Origin of the sequence: Leuconostoc kimchii IMSNU 11154 (assembly GCF_000092505.1) — a bacterium.
GTDB lineage: Bacteria > Bacillota > Bacilli > Lactobacillales > Lactobacillaceae > Leuconostoc > Leuconostoc kimchii.
Window position 1 is genome coordinate 1,649,047 of the sequence record NC_014136.1, and the last position, 23,845, is coordinate 1,672,891.

Genomic DNA, 23,845 nt, shown 5'->3' on the forward strand with positions numbered 1-23,845 from the left:
GTTAGCAATTTACTTTTTTTATTAAGTAAAAAATAAAAAAAGTTTTTATTTTTATTTTCTCATAAAAATGAGTAATTATCTGATAAATGAACATTGTAAATTTTCTGAAAATAAACACTTCTATTTTCATCTTGAAAAGCGTTTGACAATTAAGGTGCAAGCGGTTACAATTATTTGTGTTAAGTTGCACAAAGAAAGTGTTTTTTTGTTTAAAAAAGGAACCGGTTCTAAGCTGATATTTTAAGGAGAAAATAATGCAAAGTCAAGATAAATGGGTTACCAAAATCGCATTTCTGGCTATTTCATTCATGTTAACTAGCGCCTATGCGATCAATGGGGCCATGCCTCAAATGACAAAAGCTTTAGGTGTGTCTGCAACACAGGTACAGGCTTTGGCAACGACACCATCAATTGTTGTCACTGTGTTTGTGCTATTAAGTTCGTTTATCGCAGCCAAGCTAGGTGATAAAAAGACGATTATCTTAGGTCTATTTTTAGTCGGTGTTGCAGGAGTTGTGCCTTTTTTTGTTAATTCGTACTATGCTATTTTGGTATCAAGAATGGTATTAGGTGCAGGTCTTGGTATTTTTAATTCACTAGCTGTTTCGATGATTGCTGTGATGTATCAAGGTCAAACAAGAGCAACAATGCTCGGTTGGCGTGCAGCAGTAGAACAAATTGGTCAAGCAGTTTTGACGTTTGTCGCTGGCTTGCTTTTGAATATTAACTGGCATGCAACATTTTTGGTTTATCTTTTGGCCTTCCCAATTCTTTATTTGTTCTACCTTCGCGTACCAGATACGTCAGAAATGTTAGCTGATCACACAGCAGAGGAAAAAACAGAGAAAGTTCAAGTTGATTCACCAAAATCAATTAGTCCACTTGTTTGGGTTTTGACGTTGTTTGCTGCATTTTTAGTGATTGACTACATGGCAATTCAACTTAGCTTCCCATTCATGGCGCAGAGTGCTGGTGTGTCAGGTTTGTTAGTATCAACAATCTTATCATTTATGTTAGTTGCCGCAATGGTTGGTGGTTTAGTGTATGGTGGTATGCAGAAGTTGTTTGGTCGATTTACTTTACAGGTTGGTTTACTATTAATGGCAGTATCTAACTTTTTAGTAGCTTTCTCAAACCACAATTTCATCATGTTAACAGTGGGTGTCCTGCTAATAGGATTCCCAATGCAATTGATATCACCATTTATTTTTAGTCAATTACCTAATTTAGCACCATTAAAGAAACAACCATTTGTGACATCAATTGTATTGATTGGATTTAACGTTGGTGTCTTTGTTGAACCATTTATCATTTCACTTTTGTCTAAAGTAATGGGCAATGCAACAAGCAGCGTTGATGAAGCAGCGTATACAACGATCCCACTATTAGGCGTTATTTTGTTAATTATTGCAGTCATAACATTTGTTACAAACCGAAAAAAAGCTTAATCAATTTTAAATTTGCGCCTTCAGGTGGCGCAATAAAAGTAACCAAAATTCTATGATAGTATGCACAATGTTTACACAAGGAGAACGGAAACCATGAAAAAACTGACAAACGAAGCAATGCTTATCACATATGCTGACTCACTTGGAAAGAACTTAAAGGAACTTAATCAAGTATTGACTAACGAACTTGATGGTGTCGTGGGTGGCGTTCACGTCTTACCATTTTTCCCATCAACTGGCGATCGTGGCTTTGCACCTGAAGAATACGAAACAGTAGATCCAAAGTTTGGTGACTGGTCTGATGTTGAAAAATTAGCAGATAAGTATTACTTAATGTTTGATTTTATGTTGAACCATATTTCACCACAATCAAAGTACTTCCAAGACTTTTTGGAAAAGAAGGAAGAGTCAGAATATTATGATATGTTCTTGAAGTATTCAGAATTTTGGCCAGAAAACCGTCCAACAGATGCAGATATTGATATGATCTACAAGCGTAAGGATAAGGCACCGTTTGCTCCTGTGACATTTGCTGACGGTACAACTGACCAAGTTTGGAACACATTTGGTGATCAACAAATGGATTTGGATGTTACTAAAGAAGTAACAAAGAAGTTTATTAAAGATTCATTGGTTAATTTGGCTCATCATGGTGCTTCTGTTATTCGTTTGGATGCCTTCGCATATGCTATTAAAAAGTTAGACACAAATGATTTCTTCGTTGAACCTGAAATTTGGGCTATTTTAGATGAAGTACGTGAAATTTTGGCCGCAGAAGGTTCAGAAGTATTACCTGAAATTCATGAACACTACAAAATTGTTCGTAAAATTACTGATCATGACATGTATTCATACGACTTTGCATTACCATTATTGACATTGTATTCACTATACTCAGGTAAGACAAACCGTATTGCTGATTGGCTACGTCAAAGTCCAATGAAGCAATTCACAACATTGGATACGCATGACGGTATTGGCGTTGTTGATGCAAAAGATTTGTTGACTCAAGAAGAAACAGATTTCACAACTGAAGAAATGTATAAGGTTGGGGCAAATGTTAAGAAGATATTCTCTTCAGCTGCTTACAACAACTTGGATATTTATCAAATTAACACAACTTACTATTCAGCATTGGGTAACAACGACGCAGCTTACTTATTAGCACGTGCCACACAAATCTTTGCGCCTGGTATTCCACAAATTTATTATGTTGGTTTGCTTGCTGGTGAAAATGATATCGAACTTTTGGAAAGCTCAAAAGAAGGTCGTAACATTAACCGCCATTATTATGATTTGGCTGAAATTGCTGAAACAACAAAGCGACCAGTAGTTTCAAACTTGTTTGATTTGCTACGCTTCCGCAATACAAGCGCTGCCTTTGATTTAGAAGGTAAAATTGAAGTTGTTAATGATGGTGAAAATGAATTAACAGTAACACGTTCATCAGCAGATGGTAAGACAGTCGCTGTATTGGATGCTAACTTTGCAACTAAAAACTTTACTGTAACTGAAAATGGTAAAGAAATATTTACGACAAAGTAATTGTCATATTCAAAAAGCGCCTAGGCGCTTTTTTGCTAGGATAAATTAATGATTACGCTGTATTTTTAAAATGATACGAAATTAACAGCCTTGTAAATATGATACTTAACTTATCTGTTTGCAAAGAATTAAAGTTTGTTATAATGAACTTATAAAATATAGGAGAAAAACATGAGCTATCAAAAAAGTTTAGCACAATGGCAAGCAGCTACATTGCCTGACTACTTGGAAAAGAATCTATCTGAATACACACCGGATCAACAAGAAGATGCCTTTTATCAAAATTTGAGCTTTGGTACTGCCGGCATGCGTGGCGTTTTAGGTGCAGGAACAAACCGTATGAATATCTTTACGGTACGTCAAGTAACCGAAGCATTGGCAAGATACATTGATGCCCAAGGTGCATCAGCAAAGAAACGTGGTGTTGCTATCAGCTTTGATTCACGTCATTTTTCACCTGAATTTGCATCAGATGCTGCGCAGGTGTTATCAGCACATCATATTAAATCATATTTGTTCAGTAGTTTGCGTCCAACGCCTGAATTGTCATTTGCGGTTCGTGAGTTAGGGGCATTTGCAGGAATTATGATCACGGCATCGCATAATCCTAAAGAATATAACGGCTATAAGGTCTATGGTGAAGACGGTGGTCAAATGGTGCCGGAGGCGGTTGATATCGTTGTTGCGGAACTAGAACAAATTAAAGACATATTCAATATCGCCTTAGATACGACTAATGAATACGTTCAAGTGATTGATTCAGATATTGATGATAAATATCTCAAGAATATTGCGACAGTTACAGTTGATAAAGATTTAGTTGCTAAAGAAGGTGCATCATTAAAATTTGTCTACTCACCATTACATGGGACCGGACAATATATTGGTGAAAAAGCGTTACAACAAGCTGGATTTACGAACTATTCTATCGTCAAGGAACAGGCTGTTATCGATGGTGATTTTCCAACTGTGAAAAAGCCTAATCCTGAAGATGCTGCTGCATTAGAAATGGCGATTGCCTATGCTAAAAAAGATGGTGCTGATGCCGTCGTTGCAACTGATCCAGATGCTGATCGTATGGGTGCTGCAGTTAAATTGGCAGATGGTAGTTTTCAGGTCTTAACAGGCAATCAAATTGCTGCTGTTTTAGTTAACTATTTGTTGACAGCTAAGAAAAATACAAATACATTACCTGAAAATGGGGCAATTGTTACGTCTATTGTATCCTCACGTTTTGCTTCAAAAGTGGCTGACAGTTTTGGCGTGATTACTGCAGATGTTTTGACCGGATTTAAATACATTGCAGCAACAATTGATCAGTATGAAGCAACCAAAGAACAGACCTTCTTGTTTGGCTTTGAAGAAAGTTTTGGTTATCTTGTCAAACCATTTTCACATGATAAGGATGCCATCCAAGCGTTGGTTCTATTTGCGGAAGTAGCTGCTTATTACAAATCACAAGGTAAGACTTTTGCGGATGGCTTACAAGATTTATTTGAAAAGTTTGGTTATTTTGAAGAAAAGACCATTAGTTTGGACTTCCCAGGTATTCATGGTGGCGATGAGATGGCAGCCATTATTGCTAAGTTTAGAGATCATCAACCGGTCACAATCGGTGGTTTAAAGGTTATCCGAACACAAGACTTTTCGACAGCAACACAAACGACAATTGCGGGTCAAGTGACAACATTACCACAACCAAAGGCTAATGTTTTGAAGTATTGGCTTGAAGATGGTTCATGGGTTGCAGTACGTCCTTCAGGAACTGAACCTAAATTGAAGTTTTATATTGGTGTAGAATCAGGGTCACAGTCGGAATCTCAAGCTAAAATTGATGTGATATCAGAAGATTTAATGACTTACACAAAGTAATATGTCAATAATAGACAATAAAAAGATAATTTGTTATAATGTATGAAGGCTTAAAAGCCATATTAACGATAATCCGCTGTGCGTTTAGTCTAAGGGCGAGTGTAAGATTGTCGACTAGGAGAATGACCAATGCGTCAAAATAGTATTTTAGAAAACATTACATCAGCACAATTACGTTCTGATATCCCTGAATTCCGTGCTGGTGATACAGTCAAGGTCTTTGCTAAGATTGTTGAAGGCACACGCGAACGTATTCAATTGTTCGAAGGTGTTGTTATCAAGCGTAAGGGTACTGGTATCCAAGCAACATATACAGTGCGTAAGATTTCATCTGGTGTTGGTGTGGAACGTACTTTCCCATTACACTCACCACGTGTTGATAAAATTGAAGTTACACGTTTTGGTGCCGTTCGTCGTGCCAAGTTGTACTACTTGCGTGCTTTGCAAGGAAAAGCAGCTCGTATCAAGGAACGCCGTCGCGACGTTTAATTTATTTAAAAACACATCCTCAGGGGTGTGTTTTTGTCTGATTACAGTATATGAATAAGATAAAATTAAATATTTTTTCTTGTAATATTTACGTAATAAAACAGCAAAGATTACGATATAAAAAAACGCTCTCGAGGGGTTATACTTAATACATACTCGAATAATATTTGAGTTTCATTACTCCCCTAGTAATGTTTCAATCAGCCCCCCAATTACTGATTGATTGAGTTGTTAACTTTATGGTTAACAACTAGCCCCCTGACCATTGCCCTCTTCGGTCAGGGGGTTTTTATATGCAGTTCGTTTAATTCAAATAAAGCAAGACTTATTACTGGTTAAAAGACGAACAAGTGTTCTTTTTGTGATAAAATATAAGTATGACTGATTTTTTAATTGCTAATGATGCACGTAAAATTTTACATGTGGATCTTGATGCTTTTTATGCGCAAGTTGAAATGCGTGATAATCCTGAATTACGAACCAAGGCGTTGATTATATCACGTGATCCGGAAGAGACCGGCGGTCACGGCGTCGTGGCGACAGCTAACTATATTGCCAGAAATCTTGGTATTCATTCCGCAATGCGTGCAGCTGAAGCCAAGCGTTTGGCACCTAATGGGGTGTTTTTGACGCCCAATTTTAGTAAATATAAAATTGTATCTCAACAAATTCATGAGATTTTCCATAATTTTACAGATAAAGTTGAACCTGTAGCCTTTGATGAAGCTTATCTGGATATAACAGATTTAAATCAGCCAAGCGCGCAAATAGCAGCTGAGATTCGACATGAAATATTAAGGGCAACGCGATTAACAAGTTCGATTGGCGTATCCCACAATAAACTGTTGGCAAAGTTAGGTTCCGAGTTTAATAAACCAAATGGTGTCACTGTGATAACGCCAGAAAATATGTTGTTATTTCTTGATGAATTAAGTATTGGTGAATTTAGGGGTGTTGGTAAAAAAACACGTGAAAAATTCGAAGCTTTAGATATTGAAAATGGGGCGCAATTACGAGTTATGTCTTATGAGAAATTACGCGGGTTATTTGGTAAAATGGGTGAAAATCTTTATTGGCAGGCACGTGGTGTTCATTTTGGCGAAGTAAAATGGCAACGTCAGCAGCAGTCAATTGGCAAAGAAGAAACATTTGATCAGATGTTACATCGAGAATTTGATATACAAGAAGAATTTAAAAAGCTGGCTGTGAGCATGATTAAAACCATGCGTACACGTCATCTTGTTGGTCGAACACTTAATATTAAAATACGTGATGCTAATTTTGTGACCACGACACGAGCGACGACTCATGAAAAACCCTGGCCACTCTCAGAAGAGGCATTTGTCCAAAATGCACAAGTTATATTTGATGAACTAATAGAGGCGCCTTTTTCAATTCGACTATTAGGTATGTCAATGAGTAATTTACAATCAAGTGCATTTGAGGAAATGACGCTGTTTTAAACGTGATATACTAGATAGAGGCATACTGCGTCGACGTGCCGAGACACGAAATGAGAAAGACAAAATTATGGCAACAATTGAAGTGCAACTATTTGAACAAATTAAACGATATGACACAATTATTATTCATCGTCACCAAAGACCAGATCCAGATGCATTCGGATCACAACTAGGATTAAAGGCTATATTAGAGGCAAGTTTTCCAGAAAAACGTATTTATGCCGTTGGTAAAGCAGTTCCAGGGTTAGCATGGATGAGCGAAGATAGTTCGTTCATGGATGACATTCCTGATAAAACATACCGTAATGCCTTAGTTATTATGGTAGATACGGCAAATGCGCCACGTATTGACGACCAACGATGGTCTAATGGATTGGAAACAATTAAGATTGACCATCATCCTAATGATGATCCTTATGGTGATTGGCAGTGGGTTAAGGAAGGTCACTCCGCAACAAGCACCATGATTTTCGAGTTTTATGAAGCACTCAAGGATCAAGGGCTTGTTATGACAGATAAGGCAGCACGTTTATTGTACATTGGCATTGTTGGCGATACTGGTCGGTTTATGTATAGTATGGATCAGGAAACTTTCCGTGTTGTTTCGGAACTGTTTGGGTATCATTTTGATTATGAAGCTGTTCACCATAGCATGGAAACCATTTCTGAAAGTGCTGCCAAACTATCCGGCTATGTCTTACAAAACCTTACAATTTTGCCTTCTGGATTTGCTTATCTTATACTAACTAAGGCGCTAGTCCAACAATTTGATTTGCGTGAATCAGGGACAGCATTTGTCGTTCCGTTACCGGCTAAAATTGATAAAGTCAAAGCTTGGGCCATTTTTGAGGAACAAGACGAGGGAAATTACCGTGTTCGGTTACGTTCGCGGACGATTACCATTAATAAAATAGCGAACCAATTTGAGGGTGGTGGACACCCAATGGCTTCTGGTGCTTGGGCACAAACCTCACATGATGTTGACCGTTTAATCAAAACAGTGGATGAGGCATTGATTACGCAGTATGATAGCAAAGAAACCAGCTCAAAAAATAATTGAGCTCATTGAAAGTAGAGAAAATTGATGGCAGAAATTGCAAACCAATTTGGACAATTTAATTTAAGTCCTGAAATTATTACCGCTTTGACAGCCATTGGCTTTACAAAGCCAACGCCTGTTCAGGCAAAACTTATCCCTAGTATTCTGAAGGGTAATGATGTTGTTGGACAATCACAAACTGGATCAGGAAAAACACACACTTTTTTGATTCCGATATTTAATCAATTAGAACAAAACAAAGCATATGCTCAAGCTGTTATAACAACGCCATCACGTGAATTAGCTGCACAAATTACAAAAGCAGCCAAAGATTTTTCAGAACAGTGGCATCAAGATGCTATTATTTCTGAATTTGTAGGCGGGACCGATAAATTACGTCAAATTAAGCAGCTTGAAAAAGGGCAACCACAAATTGTGATTGGTACACCGGGTCGTATTAAAGATCTAGTTGCTTCGGGTGCTCTAAAATTGCACGCCGTAAAGACTTTTGTCGTTGATGAAGCTGATATGACGTTAGACATGGGATTCTTGAACGAAGTAGATTTTATTGCTGGTGTGATGCCAGCAAATTTGCAAACCCTAGTCTTTAGTGCCACGATGCCCGAAAAATTGAAACCATTTCTAAAAAAATATTTAGATAATCCACAATTTGAAGCAATTCCTGTATCAACGGTCATTGCGGATACAATTGATAACTGGTTGTTAGCAACGAAATCTAAAGATAAAAACGATGTGATCTATCAAGTATTAACAATAGGGAACCCTTATTTAGCCTTAGTTTTTGCTAATACAAAAGATAGAGCAAAAGAAATTGTTTCTAACCTACGTGGTCGCGGTTTAAAAGTTGCAGAAATTCATGGTGATATTGAACCACGAGAACGACGTCGTGTGATGAAAGCTATTCAGAATTTGGAATATCAATATGTTGTGGCAACTGATTTAGCAGCTCGAGGTATTGATATTACTGGTGTATCACATGTAATTAATGATGATATTCCAGAAGAATTAGAGTTTTTTGTCCATCGTGTTGGCCGAACAGGCCGTAATGGGTTACCTGGTCTGGCGATTACACTGTATGGTCCAGATGAAGAAAATGAAGTTGAAGAATTAGAAGCTTTGGGTATTAATTTTAAAGCTAAGCAGATTAAAGATAACGAAATTGTAGATATTAAGGATCGGCGTGCTCGTAAACAACGTGTAGCGACGACTCGGAAACTTGATCCGACAATGGTAGGTATGGTTAAAAAGAAGAAGAAAATTGTGAAGCCAGGCTATAAACGTCGTATCAAAAAGGCACTTCAGCGTAAGGATCAAATGGATCGACGGATTTCAAAACGAGAAGATATGCGTGCAATACGCAAAGAAAATAAAAAACGTGGTGATAATCAATAAAAAAACACGTGGTTCACAGATCTGTGAACCACGTGTTTTTTTAACGCCTGCCAGTTTGTGATAGAGGCTTAATGATGTTTGTTTGAATGAGCTTGACAACTTCAGGGTTATCTGGCAAATTTGAATGCTGCGCATTATCTCCAGAAACAGTAATTTGAGTATAATCTTTTATTTGCTTCTGATAAATATATCTTCCGGCAATGACACTTTGAATGGGGACAATACCGTCGTCAGAGTAATCTTCAGTTCCTGCAATGGAGTACATTGATAAATTAGTTGGTAATTTTTTGTTATTTTGAATGAAGTCCTTTAACATCTCAGTACGTCGTTGTAAAGAGGACTCAGAAAAATTAAAAGGTGTGCCTAACGTCATGAGTGTTGGGACTGAGAAACTGTCACTATCATAATAATTTTCAAAAAAATCTGTCCAAATTAAACCACCATTTGAATGACCAATTGCGGCAAACGTGCGAAAATGATAACGTTCTTGTAGAGAATAAAGCGCACTGGTTAACCACTGGGTCTGTTTTTTGATATTGTTATAACCATCTTCATTATTTTGAAAACCTATAACAATGAAAGGTTGTCGATCATTATTATTAATACTTCCGCTGTAAACTAACTTACCATCAGTATTAACTTGAACTTTTAAAATACTATGTGTTGGTCCGGATGTGTTAATTGTTGTTAATAAATTATCAAATCGATTAATTGTTGCACTAGAACCAGGAATGAAAATGACTGGCGTCATACGAGAATTTTGAATTTTAGCTTGATTTGTACTTGTTTGTGCAACCCAATGGTGACTGTAAAGTCCCAATAGTATCATGAGTATAACACTCAAACTTAAAATGATTTTATTTTTCATGAGAAACCTCTAGTATAAGACGTGACAAAAATGGCCGATAAATAAGTAAAGAGACGCAGAAAATAAGAATCGTGACAAGAGTTGATCGGATTGGGGTTGGACTGGCAAGCGTTGGTAAAAGTATATTAGGTAAATTACTTGGTGTGATATAAACGCTAGGGTGTATGAAATGACATGCAATAGCTGTGTAACTAATGAGCATACTGATAATATTGGTCATAAGCATAGGTACAAGCATGAGAGGTCTCATAAATAATGGCATACCTGAAAAAAGCAAGCAATTATTATCAAACAAGCTTGGAATCCAAGCCAACAGACCCAAGCGTCTGATGCTTTTTGATGCTGCAAAAAGTAATAAAACATTCAGCGCTAAGGTGTTCCCGATGCCACCAAGTAATGTAAATGAGCCATAGACGCTATATAGATTTTCTGGGAAAGGTAGTGTTGTTAACCCATGGGTAAGCATTGTATCGAGATTTGCAACAACCGTGTTCAGTGTTGTTTGGTTATTCGTAAATTCTAGTGGCAGCGGTAACCCCATGATAAACAAAATTGGAGAAAAAAAGGATACGAGTAGTAAACCTAGAAACGTTGTAAAAAAGGATTGAGATAAAATCGTTGATGAAAATGATTGTAATCGTGGTAATTGGAGAACGATATGAAGTAACTTGCCAAATATAATAATACAGATGAATGACCAAAATAAATATCTTAAAGCATAATGAGACAGTGCTGGACTATTGCGGTTATAATACCACAAATAAGTCTGACAAGTGAGAATCGTGATTACTGTTATGAGAAGATATGGGACAGTATTATAAGGTACTAGTTGGTTTTTATTAAATAAAAGCAAATAAGTTATAATCAAATTAGTTAAAACTGGGAGTGTCGTATTCTGAATGCTTTTTTCTTTAAGATATTGGTGGGTTAAACCGGCAATAAAAATGAGAATAACAGTCGCATCGAGTAGTGCTGAAATATGTCTTGAAATGTCGATAACGTTGTCAGGTAAGATAGGATATTGATCAAAGAGGTTGGCTAATAAAGCATCTGGAGATATGGCTATCTTCATGATTAGGCGCCAATAAATATCAATAGCCAAAATTGGTACAGATTGTTTTATTGCAATAATAATTGCTTGCATAGTGGGTTTGCGATATAAAACCTCATCCCAACGTTGAGTGGTATTGATTAAATAATTAAACATGGCGGCTCCATAAATTTGTGTTTTTTATAAGTTAATAATATGTTACAATATAAAACATGTGTGATATAATAAATACAATTATTCTCGATATTAGTATGATATAATTACTATTTTGATTATACATGAAATCATAGATATGGGGGGGACATGAAGTGATTAAGCAATTTTTTCAGCGGCCGATAATCAATTTTATTAGTCGGGCGCTATTTTATTTTGTTATCTTGCTAGCGCTCATTTATCTTTACAGCTATTCAGGCGTGGGCGAAGGGCACTTTATTTATAATGAATTTTAACTTAGGGAAATTAACATGACTATTGAAAATATCATAGAAGCAATCGACACAATTGGTCAAAGACAAGGTGACACAGTTGCTTATGATGAATTGGGAAAAACACAAACTTATGCACAGCTCAAAACGGCATCGGATCGTCTAGCCGCTTTTATAACACAGGCACAAATTACTGATAAAGCACCAATCATGGTTTATGGTGGGCAACAAGTCGAAATGATTGTTAGCTTCTTAGGTAGTGCTAAATCAGGGCACGCCTATATACCAGTTGATGTTAATTCAGCATCTGAGCGCTTGACTGACATTATTGAAATTGGTAAGCCGGCTTTAGTGATTGCCGTAGATGATTTGCCAATTGAAATTACGCAAGTGCCAGTCATTGACCGGACACAACTTGATGGCATTTTTAACACACCATCTGATTTTGATATGACAAAACCAGTTCGTGGGGATGATAATTTCTATATTATCTTTACATCTGGAACAACAGGTAAACCAAAAGGTGTGCAAATTTCGCATAATAATCTCTTGAGTTTTGCTAATTGGATGTTGGGCGAAGACTTTGGCTGGGGATTAGGCAACAATGTTTTGTCACAACCACCTTATTCGTTTGACTTGTCAGTGATGGATTGGGTACCAACGCTATTATCACAAGGGACATTAAAAGCATTACCAAAAGCGGCTGCTGATGATTTTAAAACCTTATTTAAAACATTACCTGGCCTCCACTTGAATAAGTGGGTATCGACACCATCTTTTGCCGATGTGGCGCTACTTGATCCAGAATTTACGCAAGAAAATCTTCCTGCTTTGAATGCTTTTTTCTTTTGTGGCGAAGTTTTGACGACAACAACAGCGCAAAAACTGATTGATCGTTTTCCAGAAGCAAAAATCTATAATACTTATGGTCCAACAGAGGCGACTGTTGCAGTGACTGGGTTGCCTATTACGAAAGAAACTATTGCAAATAACGACAAAATGCCTATTGGCTTTGTGAAATCGGATACTGAAATCATTATACAAGATGCTGATGGTATTGTCGTAGCTGATGGTCAAGCGGGTGAAATTGTGATTGCTGGTCCGTCTGTATCCAAAGGTTATTTAAACAATCCTGAGAAAACAGCAGCAGCTTTTACAATAGTTAACGGGCAAAATGCTTATAAAACAGGCGATTTAGCTTTACGTGATGCTGGTGGTTTATTGCACTATAAAGGACGCAGCGATTTCCAAATCAAATTACACGGATTCCGTATTGAACTAGAAGAGGTTGCCCAACAATTGCAACAAAGCCAATGGGTTGACCAAGCAGTTGCTGTACCAAGGTATGATGCTGATGGTAAGGTAAAGCAACTGATAGCCATTCTAGTAGCTAAAAGTAATCACTTTGAGAAGCCGATTTTATTAACAAATGCAATTAAAGCTGATCTTCAAAACATTATGATGCCTTATATGATACCAAGTAGGTTTATGTACAGAGATGCGTTGCCACTGACCGCTAATGGTAAGATTGATCTTAAAGGATTGATTTCAGAGGTAAATGGTCATGCTTAATTTACAGCCTTACGCGGATCCAAAGTATTTTGTGATTTTGCTACTAGCCTTATTACCAATTGCTATTGGATTATACTTTGGTAAGCGATTAAATTGGTATGAAGTTGTTGTGTCATTAGTTTTTATCTTTCTGATGTTTGATGGTGAAAAATATCATGAGGGATTTGCACTTGTTGGTTATATGATTTGGCAATGGTTGCTTGTCTGGGCTTACACGCTTTACCGAAAAAAGGCAAATGGTACAGTTGTTTTTTACATTGCAACTTTTTTATCAATTTTACCGCTGATATTAGTTAAAGTAGCACCGGTCGCAAATTGGACGCATGTGACCTCGTTACTAGGATTTCTGGGTATCTCTTACTTGACATTCCGTTCAGTGGCAATGATACTGGAAACACGGGATGGATCAATTAAAGAATTTAACCCTTGGTTATTCTTGCGTTTTATGCTTTTCATGCCTACAATATCATCAGGACCAATTGATCGTTATCGGCGTTTTGTTAAAGATATAACAACAGTGCCAGATCGTCAAAAATATACTGGGATGCTAGAAAAAGCAGTATGGTATTTTTTTCTTGGGTTCTTGTACAAGTTCGTTATATCGTATATCTTGGGAACAGTGCTGCTACCCCAGGTGGAGAGTTTAGCTACTTTATCAGCCAGCGTTCATCATGGTTGGACTTGGTGGCTTGTACCAGTCATGTATACATATGGCTTTAATTTGTTTTTTGATTTTGCTGGTTATTCATTATTTGCTGTTGCAACAAGTTATGTGATGGGCGTTGAGTTACCAATGAACTTTAACAAACCATTCTTATCCAAAAACCTGAAAGACTTTTGGAATCGTTGGCATATCTCATTATCATTTTGGTTCCGAGACTATATTTTTATGAGATTAGTATTTTTAATCATGAAAAAGAAGTGGATTAAAAATCGCGTGACAACATCGAATGTTGCTTATATTGCAAACATGCTCATCATGGGATTCTGGCATGGATTACATTGGTATTATATTGCTTATGGCTTATTCCATGGTGTTGGTATGGCGATTAATGATGCCTGGCTGCGTTATAAAAAGAAACATCATGTCCCACATAACAAGTTTACAGAAGCACTTGCAATCTTTATAACATTTAACGTTGTTATGGTCAGTTTCTTGTTGTTCAGCGGATTTTTGGATACACTATGGTTTAAGTAACAACTTATAAAAGAAAGAGGAAATAAACATGGCAGTTAAAGAAGAAGTAGTAGATATTTTAAATACAATCATTGGTGAAGATATTTCAGATCAAATGGATGATGATTTTTTTGAAAGCGGCTTGCTAGATTCTATGGCAACAGTTGAGTTGTTGCTTGATCTTGAAACTAAATTTGATATTCAAGCACCTGTGTCAGAATTTAATCGTGAAGAGTGGAATACACCGAATAAAGTGGTTGCCAAAGTTGAATCTTTGATCGGGTAAGCACCATGAAAAAACGGGGGTTATGGTGGATTTTTGGACCAGTATTGGTCGCTTTTATCCTGGTTGGTGCATTATTTTTAGCACCGTTTTCTTTAAATCACATCACAAAGAAAGATGTGCGTGAAGCGTCTGTATCTTTTTCAAAAAATGTTTTCAAAGGGGAGGCTGTTAAAACAGCAGCGTTCAATGATCACTCTAAGCGCTATGTGCCGTTTTTTGGTTCTAGCGAGTTATTACGTTTAGATAGTATGCATCCTGCCATATTGGCTGAAAAATATCATCGGAATTATCAACCATTTTTACTTGGTCAAGCAGGTACAGAATCATTAACGCATTACCTTAGTATGCAAGAAATGACACCAGCACTGCACAAAAAGCAAGCTGTATTCATAGTTTCACAGCAATGGTTTACCAAGAAAGATTCAAAATTATCATTTCCAGAGTTCTATTCACCTTTGCAGACGGCGGATTGGCTACGACATATTAAAAAAATTACACCGACAGATCGCTTTATGGCACGTCGATTATTGCAACAAAGTCAGATAAAAGATAATGAACTTTATGCAAAAATGATTACTAAAATTAGTCATAATAAACCATTATCAAAAACTGATCGAAAAGTGTTGGCTGTTCGTCATCGCATGTTGTTACGTGAAGATCAGTTATTTTCAAGCTTTTCAAAAAGTTCAAATTGGTCAAAACGTGTTGAACCAGCTTTGAAAAAATTGCCAGAGCAAGATGATAATAATGAATTAACACGACAGGCAACAAGCGTTGGTAAAAAGCAAACATCCAATAATCGATTCCAAATTAAAAATTCGTTTTACAGTTACCGTGTCAAGCTACGTTTAAAGCAGTTGGCAGGATCTCAGAGAGATTTCGATTATCGTCAATCAGATGAGTACGCAGATTTTCAAGCTGTTTTAGCAGAAATTTGCAAAACAACATACGGATGTTCTGTTTATTATCCAACCTGTTAATCAGCGTTGGGCAAACTACACAGGTCTAAAAAAAGAAATGTATTACCAAAGTGTTGACAAAGTTAAAAAGCAGTTAACCTCGCAAGGTTTTAATCATATTGCTGATTTGTCACATCAAGGTAATCAAAATTACTTCATGCAAGATACGATTCATCTTGGTTGGAATGGTTGGGTTGCAGCAGATCAACATATTAAGCCGTTTTTAACTCAGGGTTATCAGCCAACAAACTATCATATTAATAATAACTACTTGTCAGAAGATTGGCAGAATTTAATGCCAACAACTGATAATTTAGCACAATTCAAATAAAAAACACCGATTATCGTCGATTGAAGTTCACGATAATCGGTGTTTTTTTGATGAAAGGGGGCTATTGTTCATCTTTATTTGATGTTGTGGGGAAATTGAACGGATCAATTGCGTCATCACCAGACATAGCACTTAAACTAGTTTGTTCTTCTGGCGGTAGGCTAATGTCGTCAAAATTAAAGGCTAAGAGTGAATCCGTGATAGATTGTTCACGAGAAATCGCGTCATCATCACGCACGTCAACAATTTTAGCATGCTCAACTGTTTCGTGAGTTTGTTTTAGAAAGGTTTCACGTGCAGCAACACGTTGTTTGAGATCAGAAACATCAACAGTTTCATTTAAATCAGTGACAACGTCAAAACTTACCCCAACATTTTTTTTCATTAAATTAAAAGTGGCTTCAGCAATTGCACCAGTTTGTACCTCAAGTTGTTGTGCTAAAAAGCCAGCCTCTAAACTGAAATCAGCAGTTCTATCAAGAGACAAACGTTGTTGTACTAAGTCACCAGTGAGGTACCAACGTTGATTTTTACTGTCTTGTGAGGCAATTTCCAAGTGACCAAAACCAGCATGATCGAAAAAATCAGTCACTGAACTTAGTGTATCAGTTGGAAATTGTCGCGCAATTTCTTTTCCTGCCCAGTAAAGAATGTGCGGATAATCTTCTTGTAATAGGTTTTTTAAGAGACCATCACGTAGAAGTGATAGGGCGAAACTGTTAACTTGAAAATTTGTTTGTAAAATTTTATCATAATCATTGATATTCATAAGTTTATATAAACCTTTCAGACTTTTATTATACCAAATTTTTAGCCTGTAAAACTTGCATTCTTAATTTTTCCAGTCATAATTATAGATATGAATAAAAATAATCCAATCGGGATGGTTGATTCTGGTGTTGGCGGATTAACCGTAATTAAGGCTGCACAGAAGCAACTACCTAACGAACAATTTATCTTTATTGGCGATACAGCACGTATGCCATATGGCCCACGAACGACTGATGAGGTGATTGCTTACACACTCCAAATGGCTAATTTTTTGGTGAATGAGAAGCATATAAAATTACTGGTTATTGCCTGTAACACGGCAACTGCCCGGGCCTTATCAGTACTTCAAGATCAGTTATCGATTCCAGTTATTGGTGTGATTCAACCAGGTGCGAAAGCGGCACAATTAGCGACAAAAAATAAAAAAATCGGCGTTATTGCGACACAGGGCACAGTAACATCTGAAGCATATGATGTACAATTACACCATTATAACAGCCAAATAACTGTTGTCTCACAAGCAGAACCTGAATTTGTTCAAACTGTTGAATTAAACAAATACCATAGTGATGAAGCACGAAAACTTGTCAATAGTCATTTAGCTACCTTAAAAGCAGCCAAAATCGATACGTTAATTTTGGGATGTACGCATTTTCCATTGTTGACACCTTTTATTAAATCGGCAATTGGTGAGAATGTGACGCTAATTGATTCTGGGCAAGAAACAGTGCAAGTCATTCAAGATTGTCTGGCGCAATCTCATTTATCGACAGTTAGCAAACATGACCATAATGATGATGTCTATTATACAACTGGTGATCCAGTGTTGTTTAAAGCCATTGCAACGGATTGGTTGGAACGAGAAAAAACGTTGGATGTTCGTCAATTAAAAATTGTTGATGCAGGTACCCAACAACATCTGGAGGAGTAAAATGATGCCACGACTAATTTTGGCAAGTAATAATGCCCACAAAATAACAGAGTTAGAAGCAATTTTAAAAACAAGCAATGTTGATTTATCGGTCATACCTTTGCGTGATTTAGGAAGTGATGTCCCCGAAATGATTGAGGATGGTACAACATTTGAAGAAAATGCGACAAAAAAGGTGACAACAATTGCACAAATTGCACCATATGATTATATTTTAGCTGATGATTCTGGCTTATCAATAAATGCACTAAACGGGGAGCCGGGGGTCTATTCTGCACGTTATGCAGGTGACCATGATGATGAGGCCAATATTGATAAAGTATTAACTAAAATGGCGCATGTAACAGACCGTTCGGCACAATTCAGTAGCGTTATTGTGTTGATTGGACCAAATAAACACAAATTAGTTGTGAGCGGTGTGATTGATGGTACCATTGCATCACAACGACAGGGATCCAATGGATTTGGTTATGATCCAATTTTCTTCGTACCACAATTTTCAAAAACCTTTGCTGAGTTGACAGCAGATGAAAAAAATCAGGTCAGTCATCGTGGTCTTGCGTTACAAGAATTAGGCCGCCGGTTACCGCAATGGTTGAAAGGAGAATGAGTCCAATGAAAAGTTGCGACTTGTTGATGTACAAATGACAAAATTTTTAATTATTTCAGATACGCATGGTGATCGTGATATTCTAGTACAAATTATTAATCATTGGCGCTCAAAAGTTGATGGCATTTTTTATAATGGCGATTCAGAATTATCAGCGCAAGACGATGTCTTTTCTGATGTCTACACAGTGCTAGGTAACATGGATTATGATCCTGATTTCGCTGAAACACATACAGAAACAGTTGCGGGCACGACTTTTTTCCAGACACACGGCCATTTGTATCAGGCAACTGTTCCGGGTACTTGGGCTAATTTGTCGTTAATGGACCAAGCTGCGCAGAGTCGTGGTGCACAGGTTGTTTTATTTGGACATACACACCTTGAGGGTGCCGTGAGTTATCATCATAAGTTATTTATTAATCCTGGGTCAATCAGTTTGCCAAAGGGTCCTCGTGCAATGATTGGTGGCACATATGCGATTTTAGCCGTCGAAGAAAAACAATATGTGGTACATTTTTACAATCGCGCACAGCAATTGCTGGAAAATTTGACAGTGTCAGTTGAACGGTAATCGTTCATGTATGACAGGTGATAGACGAAAGTAATCACGATAAGGGATCACACACTGACAAATGATATGAAAACGTTCTAAACGTGGTAAAATGATATTTATGGTAGACCAACAGGAACCACAATTTAATCAATGGTATGATGACACAACACCAACGGATCAGCTTGTACATGATTCTGAAGCAAATGCGTTAGAGCAGCGTGACGAATTATCACTTCGTCCGCAATTTTTGCGTGAGTATATCGGGCAATCAGCTTTGAAAGAAGAACTGGATGTCTACATTTCTGCGGCTAAGCAGCGTGAAGAAGCGTTGGATCATGTCTTGCTTTTTGGCCCACCAGGTCTTGGTAAAACAACATTAGCGATGATTATTGCTAATGAAATGGCTGTGCATATCAAAACAACTTCTGGACCAGCCATTGAAAAACCAGGCGACTTGGTGGCACTACTGAATGAACTAGAGCCAGGTGACATTTTATTTATTGATGAGATTCATCGTTTACCAACAAATATCGAAGAAATCATGTATTCTGCTATGGAAGATTACTTTGTAGACATTATGGTTGGTCAGGGACCTACGGCTCGAGCAGTTCACTTTCCATTACCACCGTTCACGTTAATAGGTGCGACGACACGGCCAGGTATGCTTTCAAAGCCGCTACGGGATCGTTTTGGTATCATTAACTCGATGGCTTACTATACACCAGAAGAACTACAAGAAATTGTTGTGCGGTCTGCAGATATTTTTCATGCACCGATTAAGCCACAAGGCGCCTATGAAGTTGCTTTAAGGTCACGTGGCACACCGCGTATTGCAAATCGCCTATTAAAGCGTGTACGTGATTTTGCACAAGTACAAGGGAAAGATGCAATCGACAAAGGCATTGTGGACATTGCGTTAAATAAATTGCGCGTTGATAACCGCGGATTAGATGAAACAGATCATAAATTTTTAGGAACCATGATCGACTATTATAATGGTGGTCCTGTGGGATTAAACACTATTGCAGCAAATATTGGTGAGGAGGCTGAGACTTTGGAATCGATGGTTGAGCCTTATTTGTTACAGATTGGCTTTTTACAACGAACACCTCGTGGGCGTGTTGTAACTGAAGTGGCGTATCAGCACCTTAAAGTACCTTATCAAAAGGAATTATAATGCAATATATTATTTCAGATACGCATTTTAATCATGAAAAAATTCTATATTTTGATCAATCTCGTGCGGATTCTCTCAAAAAACTTGGCATTGATCCCACAATTGAAAATATGGACACCTATCTTGAAAAAGTTTGGAATAACACGGTACACAATACGGATACGGTGTATTTTTTGGGTGACTTGGGCATGTTTCGAAAGAAACAAGATTTTGTTGCACAGCTGACACGTTTAAACGGACAAAAAGTGTTTTTCAAGGGCAACCATGATCATTCGGATCAACTCAAGGCTGCGTTGAAAACACCTGAAACAAATATTGTGGCGGTTGTTGAGACAGCTAAAGCATTAAAAATCAATGGCATACATGTTTGGTTGAGCCATTATGCAATTGATTTGCCATATCCTATCTTATCGCTTCATGGACATATTCATGAAGCGGAGTACCGGCATCCAGGAATGGTTAACTTATCGCTTGATTCCGCGTATATGCAAACGCGCCCGTTTGGTGTACCTATCAGTTTTGATGAGCTCACGCCGCTACTGACGGAACGACTTGCTGAGATTACCACGTTATATCAGGTTGAATCAGATAATAAACGGTACGACCGTTTCATTGAGCGCGCATTTGATGAAACCATTACTCTTAACAAGCCGACAGCAACACAACGTCATCAACTAGCTTTGTTGGTTGATTATCTGAATACTAATGATTTGACGTTTACTCATGTTTTGGATAAATTTAACATTCCAAATGAAAACAAAATATTATCTCAGGCAGAAAAAGAACAAGTAACCCTGACCGGGTTTGAATTTGAGAAGACAACTGGGTTGACCGGTGATAAAGGTAAAAAAAATGACTGAAGAAACACGCTACCAACTAACAGATTTTGATTATAATTTACCAGAAGAATTGATTGCACAGACGCCACTAAAACAACGTGATTCATCACGCTTATTGGTATTAGATGCCGATAGTGGTGATTATGAGGATAAACATTTTTATGACATTTTATCATATGTTAATCCAGGGGATGCGATTGTGATGAACAATTCTCGTGTACTACCTGCACGTTTACATGGTGCACGACCTGAAACAGGTGGACATGCTGAAGTATTGTTGCTACGCCAAGATCATGGTGATGTCTGGGAAACTTTGGTTAAACCAGCAAAAAAATCACCCATTGGTTCAACAATTGTTTTTGGTGATGACATGAACCACCCAATCATGACAGCAACGGTTGTTGGTGAACTAGAACATGGCGGTCGCTATATTGAATTTCATTATGATGGCATTTTCATGGAATTATTAGACAAATTAGGTGAAATGCCACTGCCACCTTATATTAAAGAAAAACTAGCAGATCAAGAACGTTATCAAACTGTTTATTCAAAGGTTGATGGTTCTGCGGCTGCGCCAACGGCTGGATTACATTGGACACCAGAGCTGCTAGATAAGGTTCGTGCAAAGGGCGTTCAAACAGTTGAATTGACGTTGCACGTTGGCTTGGGAACGTTTAGACCGGTTGAAGAAGAAAATATTGAAGATCATAAAATGCATTCTGAGTTCTACCAGTTGAGTCAAGAGGCCGCTGATGCTTTGAATCAAGTTCATGCTAATGGTGGACGTATTATTGCCACTGGTACGACTTCTATACGTACCTTGGAAACAATTGGGTCTAAGTTCAACGGGCACTTGCAGGCTGATTCTGGTTGGACGGATATTTTTATCAAACCAGGCTACCACTGGACAACTGTTGATGCTTTTATCACAAATTTTCATCTTCCTAAATCAACTTTGGTGATGTTAGTTGCGGCTTTTACAGGGCGCGATAATATTTTAAATGCTTATCAGCACGCTGTTGATGACAAATATCGTTTCTTTAGCTTTGGAGATGCGATGTTTATTAAACGTTAACAGTAAGTAATGGCGTGTCAATTCAACGTTTTTATGATAAACTGAAAACATTGAATTCAAGGGGGACAAACAAGTGTATGAATATATTAATGGCTTAATTACGAATATTTATCCAGCTTACTTAGTTATCTGCGATCGCAGTGGTGTGGGGTATAAACTATTTGCAGCTAATCCTTATCGTTTTGAACAAAATGTTGAATCTCATGTATATGTTGAGCAAATTGTACGTGAAAATGATATTGCCATGTACGGCTTTATTGATGAAAATGAAAAAATATTATTTAATAAATTACTTAATGTCTCGGGGATTGGACCCAAAAGCGCGCTAGCAATTCTTGCTAGTGATGATGCAACAGGTTTAGTCAATGCGGTAGCCAATGATGATGCAAGTTATTTGACGCAATTCCCGGGTGTTGGTAAAAAAACAGCGCAACAAATTGTTTTAGACCTAAAGGGTAAGTTGGATGATTTGGCAATATCAGCTGGTGTCCAGGGACCAACAAGGGAACAAAATACTAATCAAGCATTGTCAGATGCGTTGGAAGCGCTAGAGTCGTTGGGCTATAGTGCAAAAGAAGTGGCTAAGCTGGAGAAAACGTTAGCCAGTCAACAAGATACGACAGACGGTTATATTCGTTCAGCACTAAAGTTATTGGTAAACTAAAAAAATTCACGATAATTATATCGTGAATTTTTTTAGTTTACCGGATCAATTTTAATTCATCTTCAATTTGTTGCAGGATAATATCTTGATTTTCTTCTTTTTCTAAGTCGTATGTTTGTAAGTCGATTTTTAATTTTGGTGAAGCATCGTAGGCATCAAACCAATCACGATAAGCCGACCAAATTCTGAAATAATATTGGCGTAATTCGTCGTTATCATCGAATTGTTCATAGTCACGGCCGCGTTTCTTGATGCGATATAGAATCGTTTCAAAATCCGTTTCAGCATAGACGAGCAAATCAGGCGCCTTTTTTGGCAATTTTTGTAGCTCAGACATCATATTGTCGAGTAATTGTGTGTAGACTGACATCTCAGCATCAGTAATGTTGCCGTCTTTATGATTTTCAGATGTAAATAGTGCATCTTCATATATTGAACGATCTAAGACATTGTTGTCGTCTGCTAACGCTTTCTTAATCATATCAAAGCGTCGATTAAGAAAGTATATTTGCAAAAGAAAGCCATATTGTTTCGGATCAGAATAATAAAGTGGGAGCACAGGATTATCACCCACCGGTTCGTAAAATGCTTTTGTGCCAAAATGTTCTGCAATCAATCCAGTTAACGTTGTTTTGCCAACACCAATCATACCTGCCGTGATAATCACCATGACGACCTCCAATAATTTAATAACTCATTAACTATACAAAAAATCCGTCCAAATAACAAGGTCAGTTATTGGACGGATTGATTGCAAAAAGCGAACATTAAGCTTTTTTCTGAGTTTCTAATAGATCACGAATATCAGAAAGAATTTCTAATTCAGGGTTAACTGCCACTTCTTCTGACTTATTTGTACGGAAGAGGCGGTTGACTACTTTGATTAAAATAAAGACCACAAAGGCTGTAATTAAGAAGTTAATCAGATCGTTTAAAAAGGCACCATACTTAAATGTTAATTGTTTTGTGATGACTAATTCTAAATTGGCTAAATCAGATGTACCACCAGTGAAGAATGTCAAGATTGGACCGATTAAGTTGTTGGTTAATGATTTAACTAATCCTGTAAAAGCACCACCAATAATAACACCGACGGCTAAATCAAGTACGTTACCGCGCATGATAAATGTTTTGAATTCTGAGAGCATAATTTTATGTGTTAACATACAAGTTTCATGAAAATGTATGTTTATTCCTTTCGTTTTCTCTATTATCCATTTTACTCAAAATGGAAAAAAATTACCAGCCTATTAGAGAAAATTGCTATTAATATCATATTATTGCTGC

At 37.3% G+C, this 23,845-nt stretch carries 23 protein-coding genes and 1 pseudogene; 19 read left to right on the forward strand and 5 right to left on the reverse strand.

Annotated features, from left to right (window positions below; all coding sequences use genetic code 11):
- Window positions 1-254: 254 nt before the first annotated feature.
- The 7 genes from LKI_RS08835 to LKI_RS08865 all read left to right on the forward strand — a co-directional run bounded on the left by LKI_RS08835 (window position 255) and on the right by LKI_RS08865 (window position 9,269).
- Window positions 255-1,448, forward strand: coding sequence for an MFS transporter (locus tag LKI_RS08835; RefSeq protein ID WP_013103801.1), 1,194 nt, complete (start codon window positions 255-257; stop codon window positions 1,446-1,448).
- A 93-nt stretch (window positions 1,449-1,541) separates the two neighbouring features.
- Window positions 1,542-2,993 carry a sucrose phosphorylase gene (gene gtfA, locus LKI_RS08840; protein WP_013103802.1) on the forward strand — a complete coding sequence of 484 codons (1,452 nt, stop codon included), beginning with the start codon at window positions 1,542-1,544 and terminating at the stop codon, window positions 2,991-2,993.
- A 171-nt stretch (window positions 2,994-3,164) separates the two neighbouring features.
- Entirely contained in the window at window positions 3,165-4,865 is a 1,701-nt protein-coding gene (locus LKI_RS08845; protein WP_013103803.1) for a phospho-sugar mutase, read from the forward strand.
- Window positions 4,866-4,994: 129 nt separating this feature from the next.
- Window positions 4,995-5,354 (forward strand): 50S ribosomal protein L19, encoded by a 360-nt coding sequence (rplS, locus tag LKI_RS08850; RefSeq protein ID WP_013103804.1) that lies wholly within the window; start codon window positions 4,995-4,997, stop codon window positions 5,352-5,354.
- 377 nt (window positions 5,355-5,731) lie between these two features.
- Window positions 5,732-6,817 (forward strand): DNA polymerase IV, encoded by a 1,086-nt coding sequence (gene dinB, locus LKI_RS08855; RefSeq protein WP_013103805.1) that lies wholly within the window; start codon window positions 5,732-5,734, stop codon window positions 6,815-6,817.
- Between the two features lie 67 nt (window positions 6,818-6,884).
- Window positions 6,885-7,877 carry a DHH family phosphoesterase gene (locus tag LKI_RS08860; protein ID WP_013103806.1) on the forward strand — a complete coding sequence of 331 codons (993 nt, stop codon included), beginning with the start codon at window positions 6,885-6,887 and terminating at the stop codon, window positions 7,875-7,877.
- Between the two features lie 24 nt (window positions 7,878-7,901).
- Window positions 7,902-9,269, forward strand: coding sequence for a DEAD/DEAH box helicase (locus tag LKI_RS08865; protein WP_013103807.1), 1,368 nt, complete (start codon window positions 7,902-7,904; stop codon window positions 9,267-9,269).
- 40 nt (window positions 9,270-9,309) lie between these two features.
- Here LKI_RS08865 and LKI_RS08870 read toward each other — a convergent pair whose 3' ends face one another.
- Window positions 9,310-10,137 carry an alpha/beta hydrolase gene (locus tag LKI_RS08870; RefSeq protein WP_013103808.1) on the reverse strand — a complete coding sequence of 276 codons (828 nt, stop codon included), beginning with the start codon at window positions 10,135-10,137 and terminating at the stop codon, window positions 9,310-9,312.
- Window positions 10,127-11,344: a PTS sugar transporter subunit IIC gene (locus tag LKI_RS08875; protein WP_013103809.1), complete on the reverse strand. Its 1,218-nt coding sequence runs from the start codon at window positions 11,342-11,344 to the stop codon at window positions 10,127-10,129. Before LKI_RS08875 ends, LKI_RS08870 begins: the two co-directional genes overlap by 11 nt.
- Window positions 11,345-11,496: 152 nt before the next feature.
- Here LKI_RS08875 and LKI_RS10790 point away from each other — a divergent pair, with 152 nt between their 5' ends.
- The 5 genes and pseudogenes from LKI_RS10790 (at window position 11,497) to dltD (ending at window position 15,938) form a co-directional block, all read left to right on the forward strand.
- Window positions 11,497-11,637 carry a teichoic acid D-Ala incorporation-associated protein DltX gene (locus LKI_RS10790; protein WP_083774976.1) on the forward strand — a complete coding sequence of 47 codons (141 nt, stop codon included), beginning with the start codon at window positions 11,497-11,499 and terminating at the stop codon, window positions 11,635-11,637.
- A gap of 15 nt (window positions 11,638-11,652) precedes the next feature.
- Window positions 11,653-13,185 carry a D-alanine--poly(phosphoribitol) ligase subunit DltA gene (gene dltA, locus LKI_RS08880; RefSeq protein ID WP_013103810.1) on the forward strand — a complete coding sequence of 511 codons (1,533 nt, stop codon included), beginning with the start codon at window positions 11,653-11,655 and terminating at the stop codon, window positions 13,183-13,185.
- Window positions 13,178-14,383: a D-alanyl-lipoteichoic acid biosynthesis protein DltB gene (dltB, locus tag LKI_RS08885; RefSeq protein ID WP_013103811.1), complete on the forward strand. Its 1,206-nt coding sequence runs from the start codon at window positions 13,178-13,180 to the stop codon at window positions 14,381-14,383. The genes dltA and dltB overlap by 8 nt, the downstream gene beginning before the upstream one ends.
- A gap of 28 nt (window positions 14,384-14,411) precedes the next feature.
- Window positions 14,412-14,648, forward strand: coding sequence for a D-alanine--poly(phosphoribitol) ligase subunit DltC (gene dltC / locus LKI_RS08890; protein WP_013103812.1), 237 nt, complete (start codon window positions 14,412-14,414; stop codon window positions 14,646-14,648).
- A gap of 5 nt (window positions 14,649-14,653) precedes the next feature.
- Window positions 14,654-15,938 (forward strand): annotated as a pseudogene (dltD, locus tag LKI_RS08895) (D-alanyl-lipoteichoic acid biosynthesis protein DltD).
- A 61-nt stretch (window positions 15,939-15,999) separates the two neighbouring features.
- On the opposite strand, the gene LKI_RS08900 reads toward dltD, so the two are convergent.
- Window positions 16,000-16,707 (reverse strand): YslB family protein, encoded by a 708-nt coding sequence (locus LKI_RS08900; RefSeq protein ID WP_013103815.1) that lies wholly within the window; start codon window positions 16,705-16,707, stop codon window positions 16,000-16,002.
- 90 nt (window positions 16,708-16,797) lie between these two features.
- Between LKI_RS08900 and racE the strand changes: the two genes are divergently transcribed.
- From racE to ruvA, 7 genes are all read left to right on the forward strand, one after another.
- On the forward strand, window positions 16,798-17,640 hold the full coding sequence (gene racE, locus LKI_RS08905; protein WP_013103816.1) for a glutamate racemase: 843 nt from the start codon (window positions 16,798-16,800) through the stop codon (window positions 17,638-17,640).
- Between the two features lie 4 nt (window positions 17,641-17,644).
- Window positions 17,645-18,250, forward strand: a complete 606-nt coding sequence (locus LKI_RS08910) for an XTP/dITP diphosphatase (protein WP_187286377.1) — start codon at window positions 17,645-17,647, stop codon at window positions 18,248-18,250.
- 34 nt (window positions 18,251-18,284) lie between these two features.
- Window positions 18,285-18,821: a YfcE family phosphodiesterase gene (locus tag LKI_RS08915; RefSeq protein ID WP_041762764.1), complete on the forward strand. Its 537-nt coding sequence runs from the start codon at window positions 18,285-18,287 to the stop codon at window positions 18,819-18,821.
- A 100-nt stretch (window positions 18,822-18,921) separates the two neighbouring features.
- Window positions 18,922-19,980, forward strand: coding sequence for a Holliday junction branch migration DNA helicase RuvB (gene ruvB / locus LKI_RS08920; RefSeq protein WP_013103819.1), 1,059 nt, complete (start codon window positions 18,922-18,924; stop codon window positions 19,978-19,980).
- Complete coding sequence (locus LKI_RS08925) at window positions 19,980-20,840, forward strand: metallophosphoesterase family protein (protein WP_013103820.1); 861 nt, start codon at window positions 19,980-19,982, stop codon at window positions 20,838-20,840. Before ruvB ends, LKI_RS08925 begins: the two co-directional genes overlap by 1 nt.
- Window positions 20,833-21,894 carry a tRNA preQ1(34) S-adenosylmethionine ribosyltransferase-isomerase QueA gene (queA, locus tag LKI_RS08930; protein ID WP_013103821.1) on the forward strand — a complete coding sequence of 354 codons (1,062 nt, stop codon included), beginning with the start codon at window positions 20,833-20,835 and terminating at the stop codon, window positions 21,892-21,894. Before LKI_RS08925 ends, queA begins: the two co-directional genes overlap by 8 nt.
- Window positions 21,895-21,967: 73 nt before the next feature.
- Window positions 21,968-22,558, forward strand: a complete 591-nt coding sequence (gene ruvA, locus LKI_RS08935; protein ID WP_013103822.1) for a Holliday junction branch migration protein RuvA — start codon at window positions 21,968-21,970, stop codon at window positions 22,556-22,558.
- 37 nt (window positions 22,559-22,595) lie between these two features.
- On the opposite strand, the gene LKI_RS08940 is transcribed toward ruvA, so the two are convergent.
- Both LKI_RS08940 and mscL read right to left on the reverse strand, forming a co-directional pair.
- Window positions 22,596-23,228 carry a deoxynucleoside kinase gene (locus LKI_RS08940; RefSeq protein WP_013103823.1) on the reverse strand — a complete coding sequence of 211 codons (633 nt, stop codon included), beginning with the start codon at window positions 23,226-23,228 and terminating at the stop codon, window positions 22,596-22,598.
- A gap of 97 nt (window positions 23,229-23,325) precedes the next feature.
- Window positions 23,326-23,706: a large-conductance mechanosensitive channel protein MscL gene (gene mscL, locus LKI_RS08945; protein WP_013975114.1), complete on the reverse strand. Its 381-nt coding sequence runs from the start codon at window positions 23,704-23,706 to the stop codon at window positions 23,326-23,328.
- Between the last annotated feature and the right edge of the window lie 139 nt (window positions 23,707-23,845).